The following is a 23,435-nucleotide window of genomic DNA, read 5'->3' as shown; positions in this document are numbered from 1 at the left end:
GGCGTGGGAGCCGGTGCCTTCGCGGCGGGCTTCGCGGGCGCCGGAGCGGCCGGAGCGGGCTTCGCGGCGGGAGGCGCGGCCGGGGTCGTGGAGGCCGTGGTGCCGTTGCTGCTGCCGTTGGAGGTCCCGTTGCCGTTCTTGAAGAACGTCGCCCAGGCGGCGTCCACGCTCGCGGGGTCCTTCTGGTACTGCTCGTACATCTCCTCGACGAGCCACTCGTTGGCTCCGAACTCCTCGGGCACGGCGCTGGCCTGGGCACTCTTTTCCACGAGACTCAAGGCTAGACCCACCGTGGGCGAAATGCCCGACCCGGGGCGGCCTTTCGGGCAGGGTGTCTCCTAGCCCACACGAACAGGGGACTCAGGACCTATGACCAATGGCACGCATCGGCTTCTGGCGTGCGGAATCGCGCTCACCGCCGGACTCGCGCTCACCTCGTGCAGCCTCGGGGACGCCGCCAAGAAGGTGACCGGCCAGGGCTCGGCGAGCCCGTCCGCCGCCCCGGTGACCACGCAGACCTCCATCGCGGCCGTGACCGGCAGGCTCGATCAGGCCGGACGCGACGAGCTGTCGGCCGCGATCGGGGAGGTGATCGACGACTACCTCGACGCCGCCTACCTCGGCGACTTCCCGCGCACCGACTTCAGCGCGGCCTTCGCCGACTTCACCGACGGGGCGAGGGAGCAGGCCCAGGACGACCTCGACCTGCTCACGAGCACGGCCCTGTCGGGGAGCATCGACGAGGCCGACGCCACCCAGCGCACGGTCGCCCTCGACATCCTCGCGCCGAAGAACACCCCCGCCGGCGTCACCGCCACCTGGGACCTCACCTTCGACACGACGGGGACGGTCGACTCGACCCAGCACGTGACCGGGCGCTTCGACCTCACCCCGATCGACGGCGCCTGGAAGGTGTTCGGCTACACCGTCAAGGCGGGCCCCGCGGCGGCCACCGCCTCGACCACCAGTCCGACCCCCACCCCGACCCCCACCCCGACCATGGAGGTCTCCCCGTGAAGCGCCTGCTCAAGCGCCGCGGCCCGCGCCGGCTGCTGACCACCATGGCTCTCGGAGCCGTCCTCGCCACGACGCTCTTCCTCGTGCCGGACTCGACCTCGGCCCCCGAGGACGCCGTGCTCGTCTCGATGCCGTCGGCGAGCAAGGTCGACATCGGCACGGACATGCTCTACGTCCTGGCCGTCGGCACCGACGCCCGGCCGGGGGAGGAGCTCACCCACGCGCGCGGGGACGCGATCCAGATGGTCTCGATCAACACGAAGACGGGAGCGGCCGCGATCATCGGCGTCCCGCGCGACTCGTGGGTCAACATCCCGGGTTACGGCTACGAGAAGATCAACGCGGCGCTCTACTTCGGCGGCCCGAAGCTCTTCGGCCAGGTGGTGGGCGACCTCGTCGGGATCCAGCCCGACTACGTTTTCCTCACCCGCTTCGAGGGCATCCAGCACCTCGTCGGCGGCATCGGCGGCGTCGACATCGTCAACCCGTTCTACTTCGACGACGAGAACCTCAAGGCCAAGGGCTTCCAGGCGGGGAAGATCCACCTCACCGGCTACGAGGCGATGGCCTACTCCCGGATCCGGCACGCGCTGATCCGCGGCGACTTCGACCGATCGCGCCATCAGGAGGTCGTGATGCGGGCGATCCAGAAGAAGGTCGCGCGCAAGCGCGGCAAGGTCGGGTTCGTCGCCGAGGGCGTCGCCTCGGTGATGAAGTACCTCCACACCGACCTCTCGCCGAAGAAGCTCTTCCAGCTCGGCCACCTGCTCGCCGACATCGACCCGAAGAAGGTCACCAACTGCGTCGTGCAGGGCGGGATCGGCGTGAGCTCGGGCGGCGCGAGCATCGTGGAGCCCTACGTCGAGCAGGCCCGCTCGATGGGCGCGGACGCCAAGAAGGACGGCGTGCTCAGCAAGTGCGAGTCGCCGTTCGCCGTGCCGGACCCGGCGTCGGGGGCGGCGCACTAGGCCCCGCTCCCGGTCGCGCCGGCGCGGGGAGTGCTCGCCAAATCGTGACCATTTCGAGTCCGCTTCCCCCGGACCGGGCGGTCACGGCCGTACTAGCGTCCCGCCCATCATGATCGCCTATCTCGGGCGACGCATCGCCAACCACGTGGTCCTCACGCTGGTGGCCTCGTGTCTCGCCTACGTCCTCGCGAGCCTGACGCTCAACCCGGCCGCGCCGATGGAGGGCAGGCACCCGCGACCGCCGCAGAGCACCATCGACCTCTACCTCGACGGCATGGGCGTCAACCCGGACGTGTCGCTCCTCAGCCGGACGCTGCACTGGCTGGGCGGTGTGCTCCACGGGGACTTCGGTCTGAGCGTCAACAACCACTCCGTCGCCCACGAGATGTGGGTCCGGATGGGCATCTCGCTCGAGATGCTGCTCGTGGGCTCGGTGATCGGCACCCTGCTCGGGATCGTGCTCGGGGTCTGGGGCGCGATCAAGCAGCACCGCCTCTCCGACGAGGTCGTGACGCTGGCGTCGTACGTCGTCTTCGCCGCCCCGACCTTCGTCATGGGCATCATCGCGATGATCCTCGCCACCAAGTTCAACCAGGCGATCGGGCACACGCTCATCACCTTCTCCGGGCCGCGCTCGGCGATCGTGGAAGGCGGGCTCTGGCCGCACGTGTGGGACCGGATCTCCCACCTGCTGCTGCCCAGCATCGTGCTCATCCTGACGGTCGCGGCCAGCTTCAGCCGCTACCAGCGGGCGTCGATGCTCGACGTGCTCGACTCCGACTTCATCCGCACCGCCCGGGCGAAGGGCCTCAGCCGGGGCAGGGCCATGCGACGCCACGGGGTCCGGGTCGCGCTCATCCCGATGGCGGTCTTCTTCGCCTACAGCGTCGGCCTGCTGGTGACCGGCTCGCTCTTCCTCGAGGTCATCTTCGGCTGGGACGGGATGGGGCAGTACAGCATCCGGGCGATCACCTCCTCCGACATCAACGCCATCGCCGGCACCACCTGCTACATCGCCGTGCTCACGCTGATCAGCTCGACGCTGTCGGAGATCGCGTTCGTCACCCTCGACCCGCGAGCGAGGCTCTGACGTGGCGCAGCTGGAGACCGAGGCCAACGCCCTCAACGACGCGATCTCCCGCAAGGTCGCCCGTACGCGCTCGGCGATCGTCTGGGCACGGCTGCGGCGCAACCCGAGGTTCTGGGTCGGCACGGTCGCGCTCGGCCTGCTCGTGCTCTGGGCGCTCCTCGGGCCGTTCCTCTACCAGTGGGACGCGGTCGAGCAGGACGCCTACAACCTGAACTGGCCGCCGACGTCGCTGCACTGGTTCGGCACCAACCAGCTCGGCCAGGACATCTACGCCCAGACGATGCAGGGTCTCCGGAAGTCGCTGGTCATCGGGTTCGTCGGCGGCCTGGTGAGCACCGTGCTGTCGGCCCTCATCGGCGCCTTCGCCGGATACGGCGGCCGCAGGACCGACGCGGTGATCTCGTGGCTGATCAACCTGATGCTGGTGCTGCCCGTGATCTTCGTGCTGATCATCCTCTACCCGCTGACGAAGGGCAGCTGGATCGTGCTGACGGGCTTCATCGCCGTGACCGGCTGGATGATCATGGCCCAGACGATCCGGCTGCAGACCCGGTCGCTGCGCGAGCGCGAGTTCGTCAAGGCGGCCCGCTACATGGGCTTCGGCCCGTGGCACGTGATCCGCACCCACGTGCTGCCCAACGTGATGTCGATCCTCCTCATCGACGCCACGCTCAGCATCGGCGACACGATCCTGACCGAGACGGCGCTCTCCTTCATCGGGTTCGGCGTGCAGCCGCCGGACGTCTCCCTCGGCACTCTCCTGGACGGTGGCTGGACCGCGGCCACCACCCGGCCCTGGCTCTTCCTCTACCCCTCCGGCGTGCTCGTGGTGCTGCTCCTGGCGATCAACGTCGTCGGCGACGCGCTGCGCGACGCCCTCGACCCGCGCTCGGAGGGTCCCCGTGGCTAGCGCGCGTCGCGGTGGCGCCCCGCTGCTCCAGGTCCGCGACCTGCACGTCACCTTCCCGGCCGAGGGCGGCGACGTCCACGCCGTCCGCGGCCTCAGCCTGGACATCCACGAGGGCGAGTCGCTCGGTATCGTGGGCGAGTCGGGGTCGGGCAAGTCGGTCACCTCGCTGGCGGTCATGGGCCTGCTGCCCGGCCACGCGCGGGTGAGCGGCGAGATCCTCTTCGAGGGCCGCAACCTGCTCGCGCTCTCCGACCGCGAGCTGTCGAAGGTCCGCGGCCGCGAGATCGCGATGGTCTTCCAGGACCCGCTCTCGGCCCTCACCCCGGTGCACCGGATCGGCGACCAGATCGTCGAGGGGCTGCGGATCCACGATCGCCGGCTCAGCCGTGCCGCTGCCGCCGTACGCGCGGTCGAGCTGCTGCGCGTCGTCGGCATCCCCGACCCCGAGGTCCGCGCGCTCGCCTTCCCGCACGAGTTCTCCGGCGGCATGCGGCAGCGCGCGATGATCGCCATGGCGATCGCCAACGACCCGCGGCTCATCGTGGCCGACGAGCCCACGACGGCGCTCGACGTCACCATCCAGGCCCAGATCCTCGAGGTCCTCGAGGAGGCCCGCCGCATCACGGGCGCCGCCGTCGCGCTGATCACCCACGACCTCGGGGTGGTGGCCGGCCACACCGACCGCGTCGCCGTCATGTACGCCGGCCGGCAGGTCGAGACCGGCGACGTCGACCAGGTCTTCGCCCGGCCCAGGATGCCCTACACGATCGGCCTCCTCCGCTCGGTGCCCAACATCCTCACCGCGGGCACCCAGCGTCTCGTCCCGCTCGAGGGGCGGCCTCCCGCGCTGGACGACCTGCCCCCGGGGTGCCCCTTCGCGCCCCGCTGCCCCGCGGTCGTCGACGCCTGTCGCACCACCGAGCCTCCGCTGGCGGGCTCCGCCGACGGCTCCGCGGCCGCCTGCCTCCGCGCGCCGGAGATCGCCGCCGGGACGCTGCCGGCCGACGCGATCTTCCCGCCGCCGGAGGAGCTGCCCCTGCCCGCTCCCGTGGACCAGGGGGCGGCGAGCGTCCTCGAGGTGCGCGACCTGGTCAGGCACTTCCCGCTGCTCAAGGGCGTGATGCGCCGCCAGGTCGGCACCGTCCGGGCGGTCGACGGGGTGAGCTTCGAGGTCAAGGCCGGCCGCACGATGGCGCTCGTGGGGGAGTCGGGCTGCGGCAAGACCACGACCGCCCTGGAGGTCCTCGAGCTGACCGCGCCGCAGGGCGGCTCGATCACCGTCGCCGGCACCGACATCGCGACCCTCACCAAGCGCACCCGCCGCGCCCTGCGCACCGACGTCCAGATCGTCTTCCAGGACTCCGGGGCCGCCCTCGACCCGCGGCTGCCGATCGGGGAGTCGATCGGCGAGCCGCTGCTGCTCGTCGAGGACGACCGCGCCGCGCGCGAGGCCAGAGTCGACGAGCTGCTCGAGCTGGTCGGCCTGGACACCACGATGGCCGGCCGCTTCCCCCACCAGCTCTCCGGCGGGCAGCGCCAGCGGGTCGGCATCGCCCGGGCGCTGGCGACCAGCCCGACGCTGCTCGTCCTCGACGAGCCGGTCTCGGCGCTCGACGTGTCGATCCAGGCGGGCATCGTCAACCTGCTCCAGGACCTCAAGGAGACGCTGGGGATCTCGCTGCTCTTCGTCGCGCACGACCTCGGCGTCGTACGCCAGATCGCGGACGACGTCTGCGTGATGTATCTCGGCAAGGTGGTCGAGGCCGGCCCGATCGCCGAGGTCTTCGCCTCGCCGCGCCATCCCTACACGCGGGCGCTGATCTCGGCAGCGCCGGTCCCGGACCCGGCGATCGAGCGCGCGCGGACGAGGATCCTGCTCGACGGGGACCTGCCCAGCCCGGCGCAGGAGATCGCCGGGTGCAAGTTCAAGACCCGCTGTCCGCTCCTGCGGCAGCTCGGCCGGCAGACCGGCGAGGCGGAGGCCGTCGCGCTGTGTCAGACCCACGAACCACCACTGGCGGGCCCCGGCGCCGTCTCAGTGGCCTGCCATCACGCCGACCGCGTCGAGCGCATCGAGCTCGTCGACCACGGCCGGCTGACGGCACACCCAACATCGAGGAAGGGAAGAGAATGAATCGCACCATCACCAAGGCGGGGATCCCGCTGGCGGCGCTGGGCCTCGCGACCATGGCGCTGGCGGGCTGCTCGAAGGCCAACACGGCCGACTCCACGAAGTCCGACGCGCCGAAGACCGAGGTGCCGCTGGTCGGCTGGACGCCGGTCGACTACGACAAGCTCGCCGACGGCGGGACGCTCAACCTCGCGGTCAGCGGAGACCCGACCAGCAACGGCAACTGGAACCTCAACACCTCGCTCGGGGCGAACGACGAGACCTCCCAGGTCCTCGCGCCGACCACGTGCGGGCCGGTCAAGATCGAGGACGACGGCTCCTGGGCCACCGACAAGAACTACGCGGAGTCCGTCGAGGTGGTCAGCGAGGATCCGCAGGTGATCGAGGTCAAGCTCAACCCCGACGCGGTGTGGGAGGACGGCACGCCGATCACCGCCGCCGACTACGAGGCCACGTTCACCGCGCTGTCCGGCAAGGACGAGAAGTACGACCTGGCCTCCTCGGCGGGCTACGACAAGGTCTCCGCCTTCGACGTCGTCAGCGACACGGACTTCAAGGTCACCTTCGCGAGCACCTACGCGGACTGGCCGGCGATGTTCACCGCGGGCGAGGTGCTCCCGAAGGCGATCGCGTCCGACGCCAAGGCGTGGAGCAAGGGGTACGTCGAGAAGCCCCTGCCCACCTGCGGCCCCTACGTCTTCACCTCGATCGACAACACCAACCACGTCCTCACCCTCGGCAAGAACCCGAAGTGGTGGGGCCAGGACCCCAAGCTCGACACCATCACCTGGAAGGTGATGGACCAGGCCACGCAGGCCCAGGCGTTCACCAACTCCGAGCTCAGCGCGGTCGAGGTCGACATGGACGCGGACGGCTACACGATGGCCAAGGGCAAGACCGGCGCGGTCGTCGAGCGCTCCGGCGGCCTCACCTGGACGCAGGTGACCCTCAACGGCCTCAAGATCGACGACGTGGCGGTCCGCAAGGCCATCGGCATGGCGATCAACCGCGAGCTCATGGCCAAGTCGGCCAACGAGCCGGTCGGCGCCGAGGCGGTGACGCAGGGCTCCTACATCTTCATGCCGGGCCAGGCGGGCTACCACGACAACGTCGGCGACGCGCTGCCCTACGACCCCGACGGCGCCAAGAAGGTGCTCACCGACGCCGGCTACACCGACACCGACGGCAGCTGGACCAAGGACGGCAAGACGCTGAAGTACTCCGTGATCGTGCCCTCGGGCGTGGACACCAACAAGGCGCGCGCGGTGCAGATCCAGAGCTCGCTCGCCGCGATCGACATCCCGGTCGAGATCCAGACCGTGCCCAGCGACGACTACTTCACCAAGATCAACGACGGCGACTTCGAGATGGCGACCTTCTCGTGGGTGGGCACGCCGTTCCCGATCTCGAGCTCGGAGTCGCTCTTCTCCCCGGCGGGCGAGCCCGGCGGCGACGGCCAGAACTTCTCGTTCGTCACCGACCCGCAGCTGGAGACGCTGTGGAAGCAGGCCAACGCCGAGCTCGACGAGGACAAGCGCGCCGAGATCGCCAACGAGATCGACAAGGCGATCGCGCAGCTGGTGCCGATGGTGCCCTTCGCGCCCGCCCCGCAGGTCTTCGTCGTCGACGGCAACCTCGCCAACTACGGACCGGCGGAGTTCCAGGACATCGACTGGACCGAGGTCGGCTTCACCGAGTAGCGGCCGTTCGTCCCCGACTGACAGCGGGGACACAGCCTCCTGACACCCGACTGCGTTACACCGGCGTGAATTCCGCTCACGCCGGTGTAGCGCTTTCGGGCGCCGGCCGTTGGTCCGGGCATGAGTCGGCTCTCGCTCCCGTCCGTCGCCCCCGTCGCCGTGGCGACCTCCCTCGTCTCGCTCGTCGCGGGCCTCCTCGTGGGGGTGGACCCCGCCAGGGCGGCCGACCTCCCCAGCGGCGACGACTGGTACACCCAGATCGGCGCGACGTGGAGCGAGCAGTACATCACCGAGGCCGACGGCACGAAGCTGCACGCCGACGTCCTGCGGCCGGCCGGGCTCCCGGCCACGACGAGGACACCCGTCATCCTCTCCATCGGGCCCTACTTCGGCCACTCCGGCCAGACCGGCGCGACCGGCTACATCGAGGGCACGGACTACACCCCCGTCGGCTCGGCGGCGGCGCCGTCGACCCGGTTCGAGGACTTCCTCGTCGGCGGCCAGGTGTTCGCCAAGGGCTACACCTACGTCATGGTCGACCTGCCGGGCTACGGCGGCTCCAGCGGCACCCCCGACTGGGTCGGCCCCGCCGAGCAGCAAGCGGTCGTCGACGCCGTGCAGTGGGCCGCCGGACAGTCCTGGTCGACCGGATCGGTGGGCATGTACGGGAAGTCGTACGACGGCGAGACCGGCCTGGTCGGCGTCGCCAAGCGACCGGCGGGCCTCAAGGCGGTCGTCTCGCAGGAGCCGGTCTACGACGGCTACCGCTACCTCTACTCCGGTGGGGTCCGCTACTCGAACTCGCTGCTCACGCCGGCGCTCTACGACACGATCTCGGCCAGCCCCTGCGTGCTGGGCGGGGACACCTCGACGTACTGCGTCAACGGTCTCGACAACCCGGTCGGCCTGATCGAGAACTGGGCTCAGCAGGCGGTGCTCAACACCGACCACGACTCGGACTACTGGAAGGCGCGGAACCTGATCACCCAGGCGAAGGGCAGCACGGTCCCGCTGCTCCTGACCCAGGGCTACCTCGAGAACAACACCAAGCCCGACGGCGTCTGGGACTTCTACAACGAGCTCGCCGGGCCGAAGCGCGCCTGGTTCGGGATGTGGGACCACATCCGCGGCAACGACGTCGGCGAGGGCGACGACGCCGCCCCGACCCCCTGGTTCACCGAGGTGATGGCCTGGTACGACCAGTACCTCAAGGGCGCTCCCGCGGCCGACCTCCCCGCGATCCGGGTCCAGACCAGCGACGCCACCTGGCGCACCGAGACGGCGTGGCCGCCGGCGGACAGCAGGCCCGCCACCACCACGCTGCTGACCGGCAGCTACACCGACACCGCCGTCACCGGCTCCAACGACGTCGGCTCCGGGCTGGAGTCCGTGGTCGCGCAGGAGACGGGCACCGGCGTCTGGACCATCTCCCCGCCCCTCGCCTCCGCGGCCCACCTCGCCGGCGTCCCGCACGTCGACCTCACCGCGACCGTCTCCGTCCCGGGCGCGCCCGCGACCATGAGCGTCGACTACTACGACATCGACGCGAGCAACAAGGCCACCATCCTCGGCCGCAGCGCCACGATCGTCCCCTCCAGCGGCAAGGTCTCCCTCGACCTCTACGGCAACGACTGGAAGATCCCCGCCGGGCACCGGGTCGGCGTGCGGATCGGGCCGGCCGACGCCGAGTGGTGGCTGCCGACCTACACCCAGTCCACCGTCACGATCACGGGCGGCTCGGTCAGCCTGCCGTTCCTGACGTACGCGCGGGCCGCCGGCGCCGTCGTCAAGCCGAACGCGCCCCGCTACGCCGACTTCGTCGCGAACGCGCCGTTCACGATCCCGGGGGACACCGTCACCGGCTCCACCTCGCCCAGCTTCGCGCTCCCCGCGCCGCTCGCGGCGGCCGTGCCGGTGTCGGCTCCGCAGAAGGCCATCGGCTCGCTGCGGATGGTGTTCCGTCGCATCCACCACGGCCACCGCCGCCACCGCGGCCCGGAGCACTACCGGGCGACGGTCACCGGGACGGTGCCGTCCGGCTCCGTCGTCACGCTGAAGCTCTACCGGGGCAAGAAGCTGGTCCGGACGCTGAGGACGACCGCGGCCGGCAGCTTCTCGCTGACCACGAAGATCACCAGGCGCGGGCGCTACACCGCCCGGATCACGGCGACCAAGGGCAGCACGGTGCTGCGCGCCACGGTGGTCAAGCGCCTGAGGTAGCGCCGTCGGCCCGGCCGGCGTCGCCGGTCAGCGCGCGCACGCTGGCGGGCACCTCGATCCCGGGCCGGAGATCCGGGTGGGGGAGCGGCGCGCCGTGCCGCTGCGGTGCGAGAGGCACGACGCCCGCCCAGGCGTCGCCCGCGACGTCGGAGTCCGGGTCCTCGCTGAAGTCGTCGCTCACCTTGAGCGACCACTCGGCGATCGGCAGCGCGAGCACCATCGTGGCCGCCAGCTCGCGCCGCGTGCTCGGCCGCACCTCGCCCGTGCGGCCGGGGATGAGGCCGTCGGTGAGCAGGTCGAGCGCCCGCTCCTTGTCCGCGCCCTCCAGCCGGGTGCAGGTGCCGAAGAGCACCGCGCTGCGGTAGTGGATCGAGGACTCGAAGGCGCTGCGCGCCACGACGACGCCGTCGACCGCGGTGACCGCGACCGAGACCGGAGCGCCGCCGGCGACCGTCCGCATCCACGGCGACCCGGTCGAGCCGTGCAGCAGCAGCCGGTCGCCGTCGCGGACGACCGCGGTCGGGATGACCACCGGCCAGCCGTCCTCGCGGACCAGCGCGACGTGGCCCAGCCAGGTCGCGTCGAGCAGCGTGTCGAGCTCGGCGCGCTCGGTACGCCCCTTCTCGGCGATCCGGCTGATGTCGGTGCGGGACACGTGGACGCTCAGCCGAGGGCGCGGGTGAGGTCGCCGAGCAGGTCCTCGACGTCCTCGATGCCGACGCTGAGCCGGACCAGGTCGTCGGGGACCTCCAGCAGCGATCCGGCCGTCGAGGCATGGGTCATCGCCGCCGGGAGCTCGACCAGGGACTCCACCCCGCCGAGGCTCTCCGCGAGAGTGAAGATCTCGAGCTTCTTGCACAGGTCGAGCGCGGCCTCGCGACCTCCGGCCAGCCGGATCGAGACCATGCCGGCGTACCCGGGATAGAGCACCTCGGAGACCCCCGGGTGCCCGCGCAGCAGCTCGACCACGGCCCGTGCGTTGGCGGTGTGCCGCTCCATCCGCACCGCGAGCGTCTTGAGCCCGCGCAGGGTGAGGAAGACATCGAACGGGCCCGGCACCCCGCCGGCGCCGTTCTGCAGGAAGCCGAACGCCGCGTCGAGCTCGGCGTCGTCGGTGACGAGCGCGCCGCCGATGACGTCGGAGTGGCCGCCGAGGTACTTCGTCGTCGAGTGGAGTACGACGTCGGCTCCGAGCGCCAGCGGCCGCTGGTAGAACGGCGTGGCGAAGGTGTTGTCCACCACGAGCCGGGCTCCGGCCGCGTGGGTCGCCGTCGCCACGGCGGCGATGTCGGCGACGTTGAGCAGCGGGTTGGTCGGGGACTCGATCCAGACCAGCTTCGTCTCGGGCCGGATCGCGGCGGCGATCGCCTCGGTGTCGCCGACGGGCGCGACGGAGTAGTCGATGCCCCAGTGGACCAGCACCTTGTCGATCAGGCGGAAGGTGCCGCCGTACGCGTCGTTGGGGATGACGAGGTGGTCCCCGGGCCGGAGCATGGCGCGCAGCGCGGCGTCGGTCGCGGCCATGCCGGAGGAGAACGCACGACCGTGGGCGCCGCCCTCGAGCGCGGCCAGCGCGGTCTCCAGCGCGGCGCGGGTGGGGTTCCCGGTGCGGGCGTACTCGAAGCCCTCGCGCAATCCGCCGACGCCGTCCTGGGCGAAGGTCGAGGTGGCGTAGATCGGCACGTTGACCGCGCCGGTGCGCGGGTCGGGCTCCTGGCCGGCGTGGATCGCGCGGGTCGCGAACCCCTGGCGGTCGCTGCTGTCGTGGTGGGTCATACCTGCATCCCGAGGAGGTCGTGGCGGGTGAGCACCCCGAGCGGCTTGCCGTCGTCGACGACCATCAGCGCGTCGGAGTCGGTGAGGAGGACGTGCGCCTCGGAGACGAGCTGGCCGGCGCCGACGAGGGGGAGCGCGGGCTCCATGTGGTCGCCGACCGCGTCGGTGAGGTGCGCCTTGCCGGTGAAGACGAGGTCGAGCAGGTGCCGCTCGCTCACCGAGCCGGCGACCTCGCCCATGACGATCGGAGGCTCGGCGCCGACGACCGGCATCTGGGAGACGTTGTACTCCCGCAGGATCTCGATCGCGTCGCGCACCGTCTCGCTCGGGTGGGTGTGCACCAGGGCGGGCATGTCGCCGGTCTTCGACTTCGTGCGCAGCACCTCCGCGACCGTCGGGTCGCTCGGCGTCGCGCCCTCGAGCGTGGTGCGGAGGAAGCCGTAGGAGCGCATCCAGTCGTCGTTGAACACCTTCGACAGGTAGCCCCGGCCGCCGTCGGGCAGCAGCACGACGATGACGGCGTCGGGGCCGGCGGTCTCGGCGACCTTCGCCGCCGCGACGACCGCCATGCCGCACGAGCCGCCCACGAGCAGGCCCTCCTCGCGGGCGAGGCGGCGGGTCATCTCGAACGCGTCCGCGTCGGAGACCGCGATGATCTCGTCGGCGATCTCGGGGTCGTAGGCACTCGGCCAGAAGTCCTCGCCCACGCCCTCGACGAGGTAGGGGCGGCCGGTGCCGCCGGAGTAGACCGAGCCCTCGGGGTCGACGCCGATCACCCTGACCGCGCCGTCGCTGACCTCCTTGAGGTAGCGGCCGGTGCCCGTGATCGTGCCGCCGGTGCCGACGCCGGCCACGAAGTGGGTGACCCGGCCGTCGGTGTCGCGCCAGATCTCCGGACCGGTCGTCTCGTAGTGCGAGCGCGGGCCGGCCGGGTTGGAGTACTGATCCGGCTTCCAGGCGCCGGGCTCGGCCGCCAGGCGGTCGCTGACGTTGTAGTAGCTGTCGGGGTGCTCCGGGGGCACGGCCGTCGGGCAGACGACCACCTCGGCGCCGTACGCCTTGAGGACGTTGCGCTTGTCCTCGCTCACCTTGTCGGGGCAGACGAAGACGCACTTGTAGCCGCGCTGCTGGGCGACCAGCGCCAGGCCGACGCCGGTGTTCCCGCTGGTCGGCTCGACGATCGTCCCGCCCGGCTGGAGGAGGCCCGCGGCCTCGGCGTCGTCGACCATCGCGCCGGCGATCCGGTCCTTGCTGCTGCCGCCGGGGTTGAGGTACTCGACCTTGGCGGCCACCACCGGCCCGGTCGGGACCACCTGGCGGAGCCGCACGAGCGGGGTGTTGCCCACGAGCTCCACGACGTTCTCTGCGATGCGCATGAGGCCATTCTCCCTACGGGCGGCCGGTGAGGCGATTCAGGCGGCACCGCTCTCGAGGATGCCCTTGACGAAGGCCGCCTGGCCGAGGTGCTGGGTGTCGTCGTTGATCACGCTCACCAGGCGCACGCCGAGCGTCACCGGCGGGTCCCAGCGGGTGTCGACGACGCGGTCGAGGTCCTCGGGCGTCACCGTGTCGAGGAAGGCGACGGTCGCGACGTGCGTCGCGGCGAAGTACGCCGCCAACTGCTCGGCCGAGGCGCGCACCTGCCCGACCTCCTCGGTCGACTGGCCGTAGCCGTGCGCCGTGACGTCGAAGGGCAGGCCGAAGCGCTCGGCGAACCCCTGGGCGATCCACACCTGCTCGGTGCCGGCGACGCCGGCGACGTGGTCGTCCTGGACGCGAGTCAGGTGCCAGACCAGCCAGGCGATGGTGTTGGCCTCGGGGCCGAGCCGGGTGGTCAGCTGCTCCTCGGTCAGCCCCTCGAGCAGCGCGGGCAGATCCTCGGCGATGCGCCCGAAGGCGTCCTTCAGCAGGTCGGTCGGCGTCATGCCCCATGACGCTACTCCGGCCTCTCGACCAGCTCCGAGGCCACCACCAATCTGCTCGCCGGCCTGCTTGGCACCGACCCAGACGCGCTCGCCGACCTCGCCTCGGCGAGCGGCGTCTCCTACGACCAGCTCGCCTCGGTCCTCCAGAGCGGCCTCCTGATCGACACCAAGCTCTGATGCGTCGCCGCTCGGTCAGGCTGCCGCCCGTCACGGCGGCCCGGCCGAGCGAGGGCGCACCTGTGGTTACGATCGTGGCGTGTCAGCTCCGCGCGCCGAGCCTGCCTTCGACGCACTCGCGGCGAGGCTCCGCTCGTCGCCGCGATTCGAGTGGGTCGAGGGACACCGTGTCCCCGGCGCGTGGTCCGCGACGCGGAGTCGCGGCTCGGGTTCGCGCTTCCGCCGTCGTACGTGTGGTGGCTGCGGGAGTTCGGAGACGGCCGTCTCGACGGCGCCGAGATCTTCACCGAGTCGGTTGCCGGTCGCGCTGCACCGGTGCTCGGGAGCGAGCTGGGTACGATGCTCACGCGCAGGTTCGGGTCGGGCGAGTCCGTCGGGAGTTCGAGGCGTTCGCGGAGCGCGATTTCAAGCCCTTCGCGCGCGGTGAGCGCGGTGAGTGAGGCGCGTGTGTCCCAGCGAGTGCCGGTGCGTCCGCGATCCGACCCCGACCTCAGCCGCGCCCTTGCCTCGGCTGCCGGCGCAGCCATCGCGACCCTGCGTGAGCAGCACCCGCAGCGCTTCTACGCGGTCGCCCTGCTGACCTCCGGTGAGGCGCGCGCCCCGTACCTGTCCGCGTGCTCGCTCGAGGCGGACGCCGCCGAGGGACTCGAGCGATGGGACCTCGCCGGCACGCCGTACGCCACGTGGGGATACGACGAGCACTTCGCCGGCGTGAGCCGCGCCCTCGCCGCGCGGGGCGAGCTGTCCGGCCTCGGCGGCGATGCCTTCGAGGCGGAGTACGCACTCCGGCTCGCGTCCATCGAGGAGGCGCTCCGACTGCTCGACGTCGCGGGGCTCTTCGGGGCCGGCGCCGAACGCCAGGGGGTGCTGCTGATCGCGGGGACGGTGCCGCCGGATGCGACCGATGCGGGGTTCGTGCGCCGGCTCAACCCCGCCGGCCCGCTGTACGAGGAGTGGCTGCGGGAGTGCGCCGAGCAGCCCGCGCTCCGCCCGGGCTCCCCGTCGTCGGCATCGGAGGAGACCGCGCCGAACCCCACGGTCGCCGAGCTGTGGCGCACGACCGCGGACCTGTCGCTCCCCGACGGGATCACCGTCTACGGCCCGGACGACATCGAGGAGCGCAACGAGACCTACGAGGTGGCCGAGTATGCCCCCGGCTGGTCGCTCGTCGGCGACGACAGCGGCGGACGGGGCCTGCTCATGCGCGCCACGGGCCCCGGGTTCGACCCGGCGCGGGGCAGGGACGCCGCTGAGGTGTTCCTGCTCGACCTGGGCGCGCTGCGCGAGGACGTGCCCGGTGAGGGCGAGTTCGTGACGGACGACCTGATCGGATGGCTCGCGGCACGCCAGCGCGACGCTGGCGGCGGGGGAGCGCGATGAATGCGGGCGCGACGGCCTGGGACGGCGACGGCCCTCCGGTGGACGATGCCGTCATCGACGCGACGGAGGCCGCGATGGGGGTGCGATTCCCGCGGCTGGCCTCGCTCATCCCCTTCGCCTACGACGCGGGCGGGAACGTCATCCTCTCGCCCGGACGTGACGCCTCATCCCCGGTGCCGCTGATCTGGCTCCCGCAGACGAACGACCTCGAGCCCTGCGAGGGCCTGACCCTCGCTGACCTGCTGCCCCCGCGGGCGACGGACTAGCCTCGACAGGCGGCAGCGAGTCGGCCAGGAGGTTCTTGACGCGCACTCGCCAAGTATATGCGATTCGCATATACTTGGCTGATGGAGTCAGACCTGGAAGAGGCAATCAACGAGTGGCACGATGCTGTGAGCTCTGGTGATCTGCGCCGGTCGGCGGCAGCGGTTCGCGACCCGGTCGTCGTGCTCGGGCCGAAAGGTGCGGGCCCGATCTCGCCAGAGCAGTTCGCTGGTTGGGTGGAGCGGTCCGGTATCCGGCTGGTGCCGCGCTCGTGGCATCCGATCAGCGGGCGGCTGATGGTGGTCGAGGAGGAGGCGACGTGGCCCGAGAATCAGGCGCCGACTCGTGTGGCGACGGTGTTCCGGGTTGCGGGCGGGAAGGTCTCGGCTGCGCTGCGCTTGCCCGATCTGAGGTCGGCGCTGGACTTGGCATACATCTGTCGCGAGATGGCTGCGACCGAATGAGTGCGCCGGGACCGGGGCAACTCCTGTTCGGTTTCGTGCGGCATTGGTCACGGCGTGCCACCGCAGGCGATGCCTCTGTCGCCGAGCAGGGACGGCTGGTCCTGGCGACGGACGCTGTTGCTGCACTCGTCCACCGCGCGGAGGCCGCGACGGTGAACGCGGTCGCGGAGGAGATCGGCATCGACCAGAGTGGCGCGTCGCGTCTGATCAAGAGCGCGGTCGACGCTGGGTACGTGACGTTGGCCGTCACCCCCTCTGATGGCCGCAGACGCGAGGTCACTGTCACACCCAGCGGGCATACAGTCCTGCGGCAGGCCCACGCGTGGCAGGAGCGGGTGTTCGACGAGTTGACTGCGGGCTGGAGTCAGCAACGACGCGACGACTTTCAGAGGGCGATGGCCGACCTCGTCGGCCGGTCCCGCGCGATCAACGGATGAATCACGCCAATGCGCCGCTGGTGCAGCGGGCAGGCACGCATCGGGGCTATCGGGATCGCGGCGGTGCGATGGAGGCGATGCCGAGGTAGTGCGCCAACGCGAGCTCCACTTCGGCCATCTGGTCGCGGGAGAGGTAGTCCACTGGGTCACCGACCAGATAGTCGGTGTCGATCGAGCGGATCTGATCGACCAGCATCCGGGTCGCCCGCCCGGCGACCTCGAGCTCGGGCCGGTGGATCGCCGGCTGAGCCGAGGTCGACGTCGGGACGATGGTCGCGACCGACAACGGTGACTCCGAGGGCGAGACCACCAGGCCCAGGCGTCTTCCGCGTTGCTCGTGACCGCGTGCTTGGCCGAGGTCGATGCGGTAGACGGCTCCGCGGATCACCAGGCTTCCGGTTCGGCGTTGACGTCCTCATCTTTGAGTCGTTCGGCATCGGCGTGGAATCGGCCGAGCCACCGTTCGTGGTCCAGCAGCCGCAGGGCGCGGCGCAGCGTGTCCGAGGTGCTCTCTCCGGGGCGGGCGGCCTCGCGCAGGATGCGCTCGTCTTCGGCTGTGGGACGAAACCCGATCGACGTCATGGCATCAAACCTACTCCCGTGTTCAACATTTGTTCAACAGGCCAAGTGCAAGACATGTATCCGATCTGGGAGGGGTCAGGAGATCGGGACCCGAGGTCGGCTCTGGAAGCGCTCAGCCAAGGGTCGGCGGCAACCAAGCCTTCTTCACCAAGGTCTACATCGACGAAGACGGCGAAGTCAGAGCCGACGACGCTGTTTGCGGTGTCGCATGTTCGAACTTCGACCATGGGGTGCCCCCGGCAGGATTCGAACCTGCGGCACCTGGTACCGGAAACCAGTGCTCTATCCCCTGAGCTACGGAGGCCACGCACGGGCGCGGCTGACGCCGGGCCGGTGCGGGTTGGAGACTACAGGGTGAGCGGCCCCCGAACTGAAACCGGGTCGTTACCCACATCGTTACCGGCCGTGCCGTCACCCCGGCGCGCGGAGGGTCGTTGCCCTCTTCGTGCGCAGCCTCGCCCTCATCGCCGCCGGTGCCCTCCTCCCGCTCACCGCCGCAGTCCCCGCCCATGCCGTCCCGGCCTCCGCCGTGGCGTCCGGCGACGACATCGACTTCGTCGTCCAGCTCGCCACCCGCGACCGCGCGGGCCTCCACGCGCTGGCCCGTGAGGTGAACGACCCGGCCTCGCCGTCGTACCACCACTACCTGACGCAGGCGGAGTACCAGCAGCGGTTCGCGCCGACCTCGGCGACGGTGACGGCGACGAGGACCGTCCTCGCGTCACTCGGGATCACCGTCGACGGAGCGACGGCCAACGGCTCCTACCTCGCGGTGCACGCGCCGGCCGGCGTGGCCGCGAGCGTCTTCCGGACCAGCTTCACCCTCGCCGACGTCGGCGGCCTGAGCCTGCGCAAGACCCTCACCGACCCCGTGATCCCGGCCGCCCTCAGCGGGCTGGTGAGCAACGTCGCGGGGCTGTCCCAGAGCGCTCCGCTCGTGCCCGCCCACCGCACCGACACCGACACCGACGCCACGGGCGGCGCGGGCGGGGTGGACGCGGACGCCAGCGCGGTCTTCCTGAACGCCCGGCCGTGCGGCAGCTACTACGGCCAGCTCACCGCGACCGACGCGCCCGCCTACAACGGCGCCTCGCAGAAGTACAGCGTCTGCGGCTACGAGGGCCGCCAGCTGCGCAAGGCCTACGGCCTGGAGCAGACCGGCCTGACCGGGAAGGGCGTCAGCGTCGGCATCGTGGACGCCTACGCCTCCGACACCATCCTGGAGGACGCCAACACCTACGCCACGAGCCACGGCGAGCAGCCGTTCGCCGACGGGCAGTTCGTCGAGAACGTCCCGGTCGGGGTGCAGCAGATCCCGGAGGACCCGACGGGCATCGGCCTGATCGACCCCGACGGCTGGGCGGGGGAGGAGACCCTCGACGTGGAGGCCGTCCACTCGATGGCGCCGGACGCCACGATCGTCTACCAGACCGGCGTGACGCCGTACGGGCCGTTCCTGTATCTCGCGATCGGCGCCCTGGTGGAGGGCGGCCAGGTGCAGGTCATCAGCAACTCCTTCGGCACCTCCAGCGACAGCCCGCTGCCGTCGGACCAGGCGCTGCTTGACCAGATCACCGACCAGGCGGCCGCCACGGGCATCACGATCGCCTTCAGCTCCGGCGACGACGGCGACGAGACCGAGGGCGGCGCCGACCGGACCGCCGACTACCCCGCCACCAGCCCCGGCGTCGTCGCGGTCGGCGGCACGACCCTCGCGATCGGCGCCGACGGCCAGCGGCAGTTCGAGAGCTACTGGGGGACGCGGAAGTACCTCCGCAACGCCGACAACCAGAGCTGGAACCTCGGCAGCTACACCTACGGGGGCGCGGGCGGTGGCGGCGTGTCCAGCACGTACGCCGAGCCCGACTGGCAGAAGGGCGTGGTGCCCGACTCGCTCACGACGTACGACGGCGTCACCTCGACGCCCGGCCGCGTGCTGCCGGACCTGTCGCTGCTCGGCGACCCGACCACGGGCATGCTCGTCGGCCAGACGCAGACCTTCCCCGACGGCACCGACCGCTACAGCGAGTACCGCATCGGCGGGACGTCCCTGGCGAGCCCGCTCTTCGCCGGCCTGATGGCGCTCGCGGTCCAGCACCACGGCAGCGGCCTCGGGCTGCCGACGCCGACGCTCTACGCGGCCTCGAAGGACGCCGGCAACCGGGCCTCGCTCTTCTACGACCCGGTCGGCGTCGCCACGGCCAACGGCACCAGCCTCCTGGCCAACGTCCGCTCCGACTACACCGACACCTCCGACTCGACCTCCGCCGTGATCCCGAGCCTGCGCACCCTCGGGAACCTCGCCACCCTGAGTCGCCTCGACGGGTACGACGACTCCACCGGGCTCGGCGTCCCGCGGGCGGCGGCGCTGATCGCCGTCCTCAACGGCGAGCCGATCCCGGCCGCCGCCTCCACCTCCACCTCCGCCCCAGGCGCCACGTCCTCGCCGGTGTCCGCCAGCGGCCGGATCCAGATCCTCAAGGTCGCCGTCCGCAGGCTGCACGGCGGCCGCTGGCGGATCGCCGTCCGCGTCCGCAACCGTGCGACGACGCCGGTCGCGGCGTTCCCGGTGAGCGTCAAGCGGGGCAAGCGAGCCCTGGCGGCGAGGACGGCTCCGGCGCTGGCCGCCGGGAGCAGCGAGCGGGTGGTACTGCGGGTGAAGTCGGGCGCCAAGCGCGTCCGGGTGCTCGCCGGTGGCGCCGCGAAGTCGGTGGCGCTGCGCCGATAGGCTTGGGGGGTGAACCCCGAGCAGCTCTCCTCCGCGATCGTCGACGTCCTGACGCGCCTGGCCGACGAGGGTGCGCTCACCCTGGCCGACGGCGTGCCGAGCACGGTCACGGTGGAGCGCCCGCGGCAGAAGGGGCACGGCGACTACGCCACCAACGTGGCGATGCAGCTGGCACGGCGCACCCTGATCGGGGGGCAGGGCACGAGCCCCCGCGCGCTGGCCGAGCTGGTCGCGGCGAGGCTGGCCGAGGCCGATGGCGTCGCGGGCGTCGAGATCGCCGGGCCGGGCTTCCTCAACATCACCGTCGCCTCCGGCGCGCAGGGCAAGGTCGCTCTCGACATCCTCGCCTCCGGCGAGCGGTACGGCGGCAACGATGCGTTCGCCGGCGAGAGGGTCAACCTGGAGTTCGTCTCGGCCAACCCGACCGGACCGATCCACCTGGGCGGCACTCGCTGGGCGGCCGTCGGGGACGCGCTCGGCCGGGTCTTCACGATGTCGGGCGCCGACGTCACCCGGGAGTACTACTTCAACGACCACGGTGCCCAGATCGACCGCTTCGCGCGGTCCCTGCTGGCGAGCGCCCAGGGGAGGCCGGCCCCCGAGGACGGCTACGGCGGGCAGTACATCCACGACATCGCCGCCGCGGTCGCCGCGGCCGAGCCCGGCGTCCTCGCCCTGCCGGACGACGAGGCGCAGGAGCGGTTCCGCGCGCTCGGCGTCGAGATGATGTTCGAGGAGATCAAGCAGACGCTGCACGACTTCGGCGTGGACTTCGACGTCTACTTCCACGAGAACAACCTGCACGAGTCGGGCGCCGTGAAGCACGCGATCGACCGGCTCACCGAGCTCGGCAACACCTACGAGAAGGACGGAGCCATCTGGCTGGCGTCCGAGCGGTTCGGCGACGACAAGGACCGCGTCATCATCAAGTCGGACGGCCAGGGCGCCTACCTGTCCGGCGACCTGGCGTACTACCTCGACAAGCGCGAACGGGGCTTCGACCGCTGCATCATCATGCTCGGCGCGGACCACCACGGCTACGTCGGCCGGATGATGGCGATGTGCGCCGCCTTCGGCGACAAGCCCGGGGAGAACCTCGAGCTGCTCATCGGCCAGATGGTCAACCTGGTCAAGGACGGCGAGCCGGTCCGGATGTCCAAGCGCGCCGGCACCGTCATCACGCTGGACGACCTGGTCACCGCGATCGGCAAGGACGCCGCCCGCTACGCCCTCGCGCGCTACAGCTCGGACTCCAACATCGACATCGACCTGGACCTGTGGACCAAGGCCGAGAGCGCCAACCCGGTCTACTACGTGCAGTACGTCCACGCCCGCGTCTCCTCGATCCTGCGCAACGCGGCCGACCTCGGCCTCGAGCCCGGCGACCACGTCGAGCTGCTCGACCACGAGAAGGAGGGCGAGCTGCTGCGCGCCCTCGCCGAGTTCCCACGGGTCGTCGCCCGGGCCGCCCAGCTCCGCGAGCCGCACCGGGTCGCGCGCTACCTCGAAGAGACCGCCGGCATCTACCACCGGTTCTACGACAACTGCCGGGTGCTGCCCCGCGGCGACGAGGAGCCCACCGACCTGCACGGCGCCCGCCTCGCGCTCGTCGCCGCCACCCGGATCGTCTTCGCCAACGGCCTGGACCTCCTCGGCGTCAGCGCCCCGGAGCGGATGTGAGCTCCCACCTCTCGCCGGGCTCGTTCACCGGCACCAGTCCGGTCTGGCTCAAGGAGCCCGAGGACGTCAACGCCCTGATGCCCGAGCTGTGGTCGCGCACGGCGGAGAAGCGCGACGGTGAGCTCCACATCGGGGGCCTGTCGGTCCCCGAGCTGGTCGCGAACGTCAACACCCCGGCGTACGTCCTCGACGAGACGGACTTCCGGGAGCGTGCCCGCGCGTTCCGCGACGCCTTCGCCCCGGCCGACGTCTACTACGCCGGCAAGGCGTTCCTGTGCACCGAGGTCGCGCGCTGGGTGGACCAGGAGGGGCTCTGCCTCGACGTCTGCTCCGACGGCGAGCTGAGCGTCGCGCTGCGCGCGGGCATCGACCCCGAGCGGATCGGCTACCACGGCAACAACAAGACCGCGATGGAGCTTCGCCGCGCGATCGTCGCGGGGGTCGGCCGGATCATCGTCGACTCCTTCGAGGAGATCGAGCGGGTCGGCGCCATCACGGCCGAGACCGGGACGCCTGCGCGGGTCATGGTGCGGGTGACCGCGGGCGTGGAGGCGCACACCCACGAGTTCATCGCCACGGCCCACGAGGACCAGAAGTTCGGCTTCTCCATCGCCGGCGGAGCCGCCTTCGAGGCCGTACGCCGGGTGCTGGCCCATCCGGGCATCGACCTGCGCGGCCTGCACAGCCACATCGGCTCCCAGATCTTCGACACCGCCGGCTTCGAGGTGGCCGCCCGCCGGGTGCTCGCCCTGCACGCGAAGATCGCCGCCGAGCTCGGCCACGTGATGCCGGAGATGGACCTCGGCGGCGGCTTCGGCATCGCCTACACCTCCCAGGACGACCCGCGCCCGGCCGCCGAGCTCGCTGCCGGCATGCGCGAGATCGTCGCCCACGAGTGCCGCGGGCTGGGCATCGAGGAGCCGCACCTGTCGATCGAGCCCGGCCGTGCGATCGTCGGGCCGGCGATGTGCACGGTCTACACCGTCGGAACGGTCAAGCAGGTCGCGCTCGACGGGGGAGTCTCGCGGACCTACGTCAGCGTCGACGGCGGGATGAGCGACAACATCCGCACCGCGCTCTACGACGCCGACTACTCCGCCACCCTCGCCGGCCGGGCGAGCGACGCCGCGCCGGTGCTCGCCCGGATCGTCGGCAAGCACTGCGAGGCCGGCGACATCGTCGTCAAGCACGAGTTCGTCCCGGGCGACATCCGGCCCGGCGACCTCGTCGCGGTCCCGGCCACCGGCGCCTACGGCCGCTCGATGGCGTCGAACTACAACCACGCCCTGCGCCCGCCCGTGGTCGCGGTGCGTGACGGCGTGGCCCGCACGATCGTGCGGCGCGAGACGGTCGACGACCTGCTCGCGACCGACCTCGGGTGACGTCCGTCTGGCGCGGGCGTCACCTGCCGACCACCTTCGGGGTCTTCTGCCTGGCGTTCCTCTTCGCCTTCGAGTCGCTCGCTGTCGCCACGGTGATGCCCGAGATCGCCGCCGACCTCGACGGCCTCTCGCTCTACGCGGTCGCCTTCGCGGCCCCCATGGCCGGGCAGGTGCTGGGCCTGACCGTCGCCGGCCCGTGGATCGACCGCCGCGGTCCCGGCCCCGCGATCACGCTCGGCGTGGCGGTCTTCGCCGTCGGCAGCCTGGGGTGCGGCGTCGCGCCGTCGATGCTGCCCTTCCTGCTCGGCCGGCTGCTGCAGGGGCTCGGCGCCGGCGGTTACTCGGTCGGGCTCTACGTCGTGGTCGCCCAGGCCTATCCCGAGAGCCTGCGCCCGCGTGCGTTCACCGTGCTGGCCGCGGCCTGGGTGCTGCCCGCGCTTGTCGGCCCGGTGCTCGCCGCCACCGTCGCGGACCTGCTCGGCTGGCGCTGGGTCTTCGTCGCCGTCCCGGTCCTCGGGCTGGCCGCCTGGCTCCTCGTCCGCCGCGCCGCCGCCGGCGGGGGAGGCGGCGACGCGCCGCTCTCGCGGGCGACCGCGGTCGGTGC

At 71.5% G+C, this 23,435-nt stretch carries 22 protein-coding genes and 1 tRNA gene; 15 read left to right on the top strand and 8 right to left on the bottom strand.

The features are described from left to right. A partial coding sequence (locus tag QM572_RS18655; RefSeq protein WP_415095480.1) for a 2-oxoglutarate dehydrogenase E1 subunit family protein occupies positions 1-269 on the bottom strand: 269 nt, incomplete at its 3' end. A 100-nt stretch (positions 270-369) separates the two neighbouring features. On the opposite strand from QM572_RS18655, the gene QM572_RS18650 reads away from it, so the two are divergent. The 7 genes from QM572_RS18650 to QM572_RS18620 all read left to right on the top strand — a co-directional run bounded on the left by QM572_RS18650 (position 370) and on the right by QM572_RS18620 (position 10,036). Continuing rightward, positions 370-1,017, top strand: coding sequence for a hypothetical protein (locus tag QM572_RS18650; protein ID WP_415095479.1), 648 nt, complete (start codon positions 370-372; stop codon positions 1,015-1,017). Further along, positions 1,014-1,985 carry an LCP family protein gene (locus QM572_RS18645; protein ID WP_415095478.1) on the top strand — a complete coding sequence of 324 codons (972 nt, stop codon included), beginning with the start codon at positions 1,014-1,016 and terminating at the stop codon, positions 1,983-1,985. The genes QM572_RS18650 and QM572_RS18645 overlap by 4 nt, the downstream gene beginning before the upstream one ends. Before the next feature lie 109 nt (positions 1,986-2,094). Further along, positions 2,095-3,075 carry an ABC transporter permease gene (locus tag QM572_RS18640; RefSeq protein WP_415095477.1) on the top strand — a complete coding sequence of 327 codons (981 nt, stop codon included), beginning with the start codon at positions 2,095-2,097 and terminating at the stop codon, positions 3,073-3,075. A gap of 1 nt (position 3,076) precedes the next feature. After that, positions 3,077-3,985, top strand: a complete 909-nt coding sequence (locus QM572_RS18635; RefSeq protein WP_415095476.1) for an ABC transporter permease — start codon at positions 3,077-3,079, stop codon at positions 3,983-3,985. Beyond that, on the top strand, positions 3,978-6,119 hold the full coding sequence (locus QM572_RS18630) for a dipeptide ABC transporter ATP-binding protein (RefSeq protein WP_415095475.1): 2,142 nt from the start codon (positions 3,978-3,980) through the stop codon (positions 6,117-6,119). The genes QM572_RS18635 and QM572_RS18630 overlap by 8 nt, the downstream gene beginning before the upstream one ends. Further along, positions 6,116-7,816 carry an ABC transporter family substrate-binding protein gene (locus QM572_RS18625; protein WP_415095474.1) on the top strand — a complete coding sequence of 567 codons (1,701 nt, stop codon included), beginning with the start codon at positions 6,116-6,118 and terminating at the stop codon, positions 7,814-7,816. The genes QM572_RS18630 and QM572_RS18625 overlap by 4 nt, the downstream gene beginning before the upstream one ends. A 120-nt stretch (positions 7,817-7,936) precedes the next feature. Then, on the top strand, positions 7,937-10,036 hold the full coding sequence (locus QM572_RS18620; protein ID WP_415095473.1) for a CocE/NonD family hydrolase: 2,100 nt from the start codon (positions 7,937-7,939) through the stop codon (positions 10,034-10,036). Here QM572_RS18620 and QM572_RS18615 read toward each other — a convergent pair. The 4 genes from QM572_RS18615 to QM572_RS18600 are packed head-to-tail and all read right to left on the bottom strand — an operon-like array spanning position 10,020 to position 13,737. Next, complete coding sequence (locus tag QM572_RS18615; RefSeq protein ID WP_415095472.1) at positions 10,020-10,691, bottom strand: pyridoxamine 5'-phosphate oxidase family protein; 672 nt, start codon at positions 10,689-10,691, stop codon at positions 10,020-10,022. The two genes, QM572_RS18620 and QM572_RS18615, sit on opposite strands and share 17 nt — an antisense overlap. An 8-nt stretch (positions 10,692-10,699) precedes the next feature. Beyond that, positions 10,700-11,812 (bottom strand): cystathionine gamma-synthase, encoded by a 1,113-nt coding sequence (locus QM572_RS18610; RefSeq protein WP_415095471.1) that lies wholly within the window; start codon positions 11,810-11,812, stop codon positions 10,700-10,702. Next, positions 11,809-13,188, bottom strand: a complete 1,380-nt coding sequence (locus QM572_RS18605; RefSeq protein WP_415095470.1) for a cystathionine beta-synthase — start codon at positions 13,186-13,188, stop codon at positions 11,809-11,811. The genes QM572_RS18610 and QM572_RS18605 overlap by 4 nt, the downstream gene beginning before the upstream one ends. 36 nt (positions 13,189-13,224) lie before the next feature. Beyond that, positions 13,225-13,737 carry a mycothiol transferase gene (locus QM572_RS18600; RefSeq protein WP_415095469.1) on the bottom strand — a complete coding sequence of 171 codons (513 nt, stop codon included), beginning with the start codon at positions 13,735-13,737 and terminating at the stop codon, positions 13,225-13,227. 642 nt (positions 13,738-14,379) lie between these two features. On the opposite strand from QM572_RS18600, the gene QM572_RS18595 reads away from it, so the two are divergent. From QM572_RS18595 to QM572_RS18580, 4 genes are all read left to right on the top strand, one after another. Further along, entirely contained in the window at positions 14,380-15,294 is a 915-nt protein-coding gene (locus QM572_RS18595) for a DUF4303 domain-containing protein (RefSeq protein ID WP_415095468.1), read from the top strand. Next, complete coding sequence (locus QM572_RS18590) at positions 15,291-15,560, top strand: hypothetical protein (protein ID WP_415095467.1); 270 nt, start codon at positions 15,291-15,293, stop codon at positions 15,558-15,560. Before QM572_RS18595 ends, QM572_RS18590 begins: the two co-directional genes overlap by 4 nt. Positions 15,561-15,641: 81 nt before the next feature. Next, the gene (locus tag QM572_RS18585; RefSeq protein WP_415095466.1) at positions 15,642-16,022 is read left to right on the top strand and encodes a hypothetical protein; all 381 of its coding nucleotides are present in this window, start codon (positions 15,642-15,644) and stop codon (positions 16,020-16,022) included. Next, complete coding sequence (locus tag QM572_RS18580) at positions 16,019-16,459, top strand: MarR family winged helix-turn-helix transcriptional regulator (protein WP_415095465.1); 441 nt, start codon at positions 16,019-16,021, stop codon at positions 16,457-16,459. The genes QM572_RS18585 and QM572_RS18580 overlap by 4 nt, the downstream gene beginning before the upstream one ends. A gap of 46 nt (positions 16,460-16,505) precedes the next feature. Here QM572_RS18580 and QM572_RS18575 read toward each other — a convergent pair whose 3' ends face one another. The 3 genes from QM572_RS18575 to QM572_RS18565 form a co-directional block, all read right to left on the bottom strand. Then, positions 16,506-16,847, bottom strand: coding sequence for a type II toxin-antitoxin system PemK/MazF family toxin (locus tag QM572_RS18575; protein ID WP_415095464.1), 342 nt, complete (start codon positions 16,845-16,847; stop codon positions 16,506-16,508). Beyond that, a complete protein-coding gene (locus QM572_RS18570; protein WP_415095463.1) occupies positions 16,844-17,041 on the bottom strand; it encodes a hypothetical protein in 198 nt (65 codons plus the stop codon). Before QM572_RS18570 ends, QM572_RS18575 begins: the two co-directional genes overlap by 4 nt. Positions 17,042-17,272: 231 nt before the next feature. Further along, a tRNA-Arg gene (locus QM572_RS18565) sits at positions 17,273-17,345 on the bottom strand. Between the two features lie 141 nt (positions 17,346-17,486). Here QM572_RS18565 and QM572_RS18560 point away from each other — a divergent pair. The 4 genes from QM572_RS18560 to QM572_RS18545 form a co-directional block, all read left to right on the top strand. Then, positions 17,487-19,769: a S53 family peptidase gene (locus tag QM572_RS18560; RefSeq protein ID WP_415095462.1), complete on the top strand. Its 2,283-nt coding sequence runs from the start codon at positions 17,487-17,489 to the stop codon at positions 19,767-19,769. A gap of 9 nt (positions 19,770-19,778) precedes the next feature. Beyond that, positions 19,779-21,449 (top strand): arginine--tRNA ligase, encoded by a 1,671-nt coding sequence (gene argS, locus QM572_RS18555; protein WP_415095461.1) that lies wholly within the window; start codon positions 19,779-19,781, stop codon positions 21,447-21,449. After that, positions 21,446-22,831 (top strand): diaminopimelate decarboxylase, encoded by a 1,386-nt coding sequence (lysA, locus tag QM572_RS18550; protein ID WP_415095460.1) that lies wholly within the window; start codon positions 21,446-21,448, stop codon positions 22,829-22,831. The genes argS and lysA overlap by 4 nt, the downstream gene beginning before the upstream one ends. Beyond that, positions 22,828-23,435, top strand: a 608-nt coding sequence (locus QM572_RS18545; RefSeq protein ID WP_415095459.1) for an MFS transporter, incomplete at its 3' end; no start/stop codon positions are given. The genes lysA and QM572_RS18545, both read left to right, overlap by 4 nt.

This window comes from Nocardioides sp., from assembly GCF_047607365.1.
Classification (GTDB): domain Bacteria; phylum Actinomycetota; class Actinomycetes; order Propionibacteriales; family Nocardioidaceae; genus Nocardioides.
The sequence above is the reverse complement of the archived record's forward strand: the minus strand, read 5'-3'. Positions and strand labels throughout refer to the sequence as shown.

Coding starts and splice junctions, on each gene's coding strand:
- QM572_RS18640 (WP_415095477.1), top strand. CDS start 2,095: ATGATCGCCTATCTCGGGCGACGCATCGCCAACCACGTGGTCCTCACG.
- QM572_RS18585 (WP_415095466.1), top strand. CDS start 15,642: ATGGAGTCAGACCTGGAAGAGGCAATCAACGAGTGGCACGATGCTGTG.
- QM572_RS18620 (WP_415095473.1), top strand. CDS start 7,937: ATGAGTCGGCTCTCGCTCCCGTCCGTCGCCCCCGTCGCCGTGGCGACC.
- QM572_RS18590 (WP_415095467.1), top strand. CDS start 15,291: ATGAATGCGGGCGCGACGGCCTGGGACGGCGACGGCCCTCCGGTGGAC.
- QM572_RS18625 (WP_415095474.1), top strand. CDS start 6,116: ATGAATCGCACCATCACCAAGGCGGGGATCCCGCTGGCGGCGCTGGGC.
- QM572_RS18580 (WP_415095465.1), top strand. CDS start 16,019: ATGAGTGCGCCGGGACCGGGGCAACTCCTGTTCGGTTTCGTGCGGCAT.
- QM572_RS18610 (WP_415095471.1), bottom strand. CDS start 11,812: ATGACCCACCACGACAGCAGCGACCGCCAGGGGTTCGCGACCCGCGCG.
- QM572_RS18570 (WP_415095463.1), bottom strand. CDS start 17,041: ATGACGTCGATCGGGTTTCGTCCCACAGCCGAAGACGAGCGCATCCTG.
- QM572_RS18600 (WP_415095469.1), bottom strand. CDS start 13,737: ATGACGCCGACCGACCTGCTGAAGGACGCCTTCGGGCGCATCGCCGAG.
- QM572_RS18605 (WP_415095470.1), bottom strand. CDS start 13,188: ATGCGCATCGCAGAGAACGTCGTGGAGCTCGTGGGCAACACCCCGCTC.
- QM572_RS18650 (WP_415095479.1), top strand. CDS start 370: ATGACCAATGGCACGCATCGGCTTCTGGCGTGCGGAATCGCGCTCACC.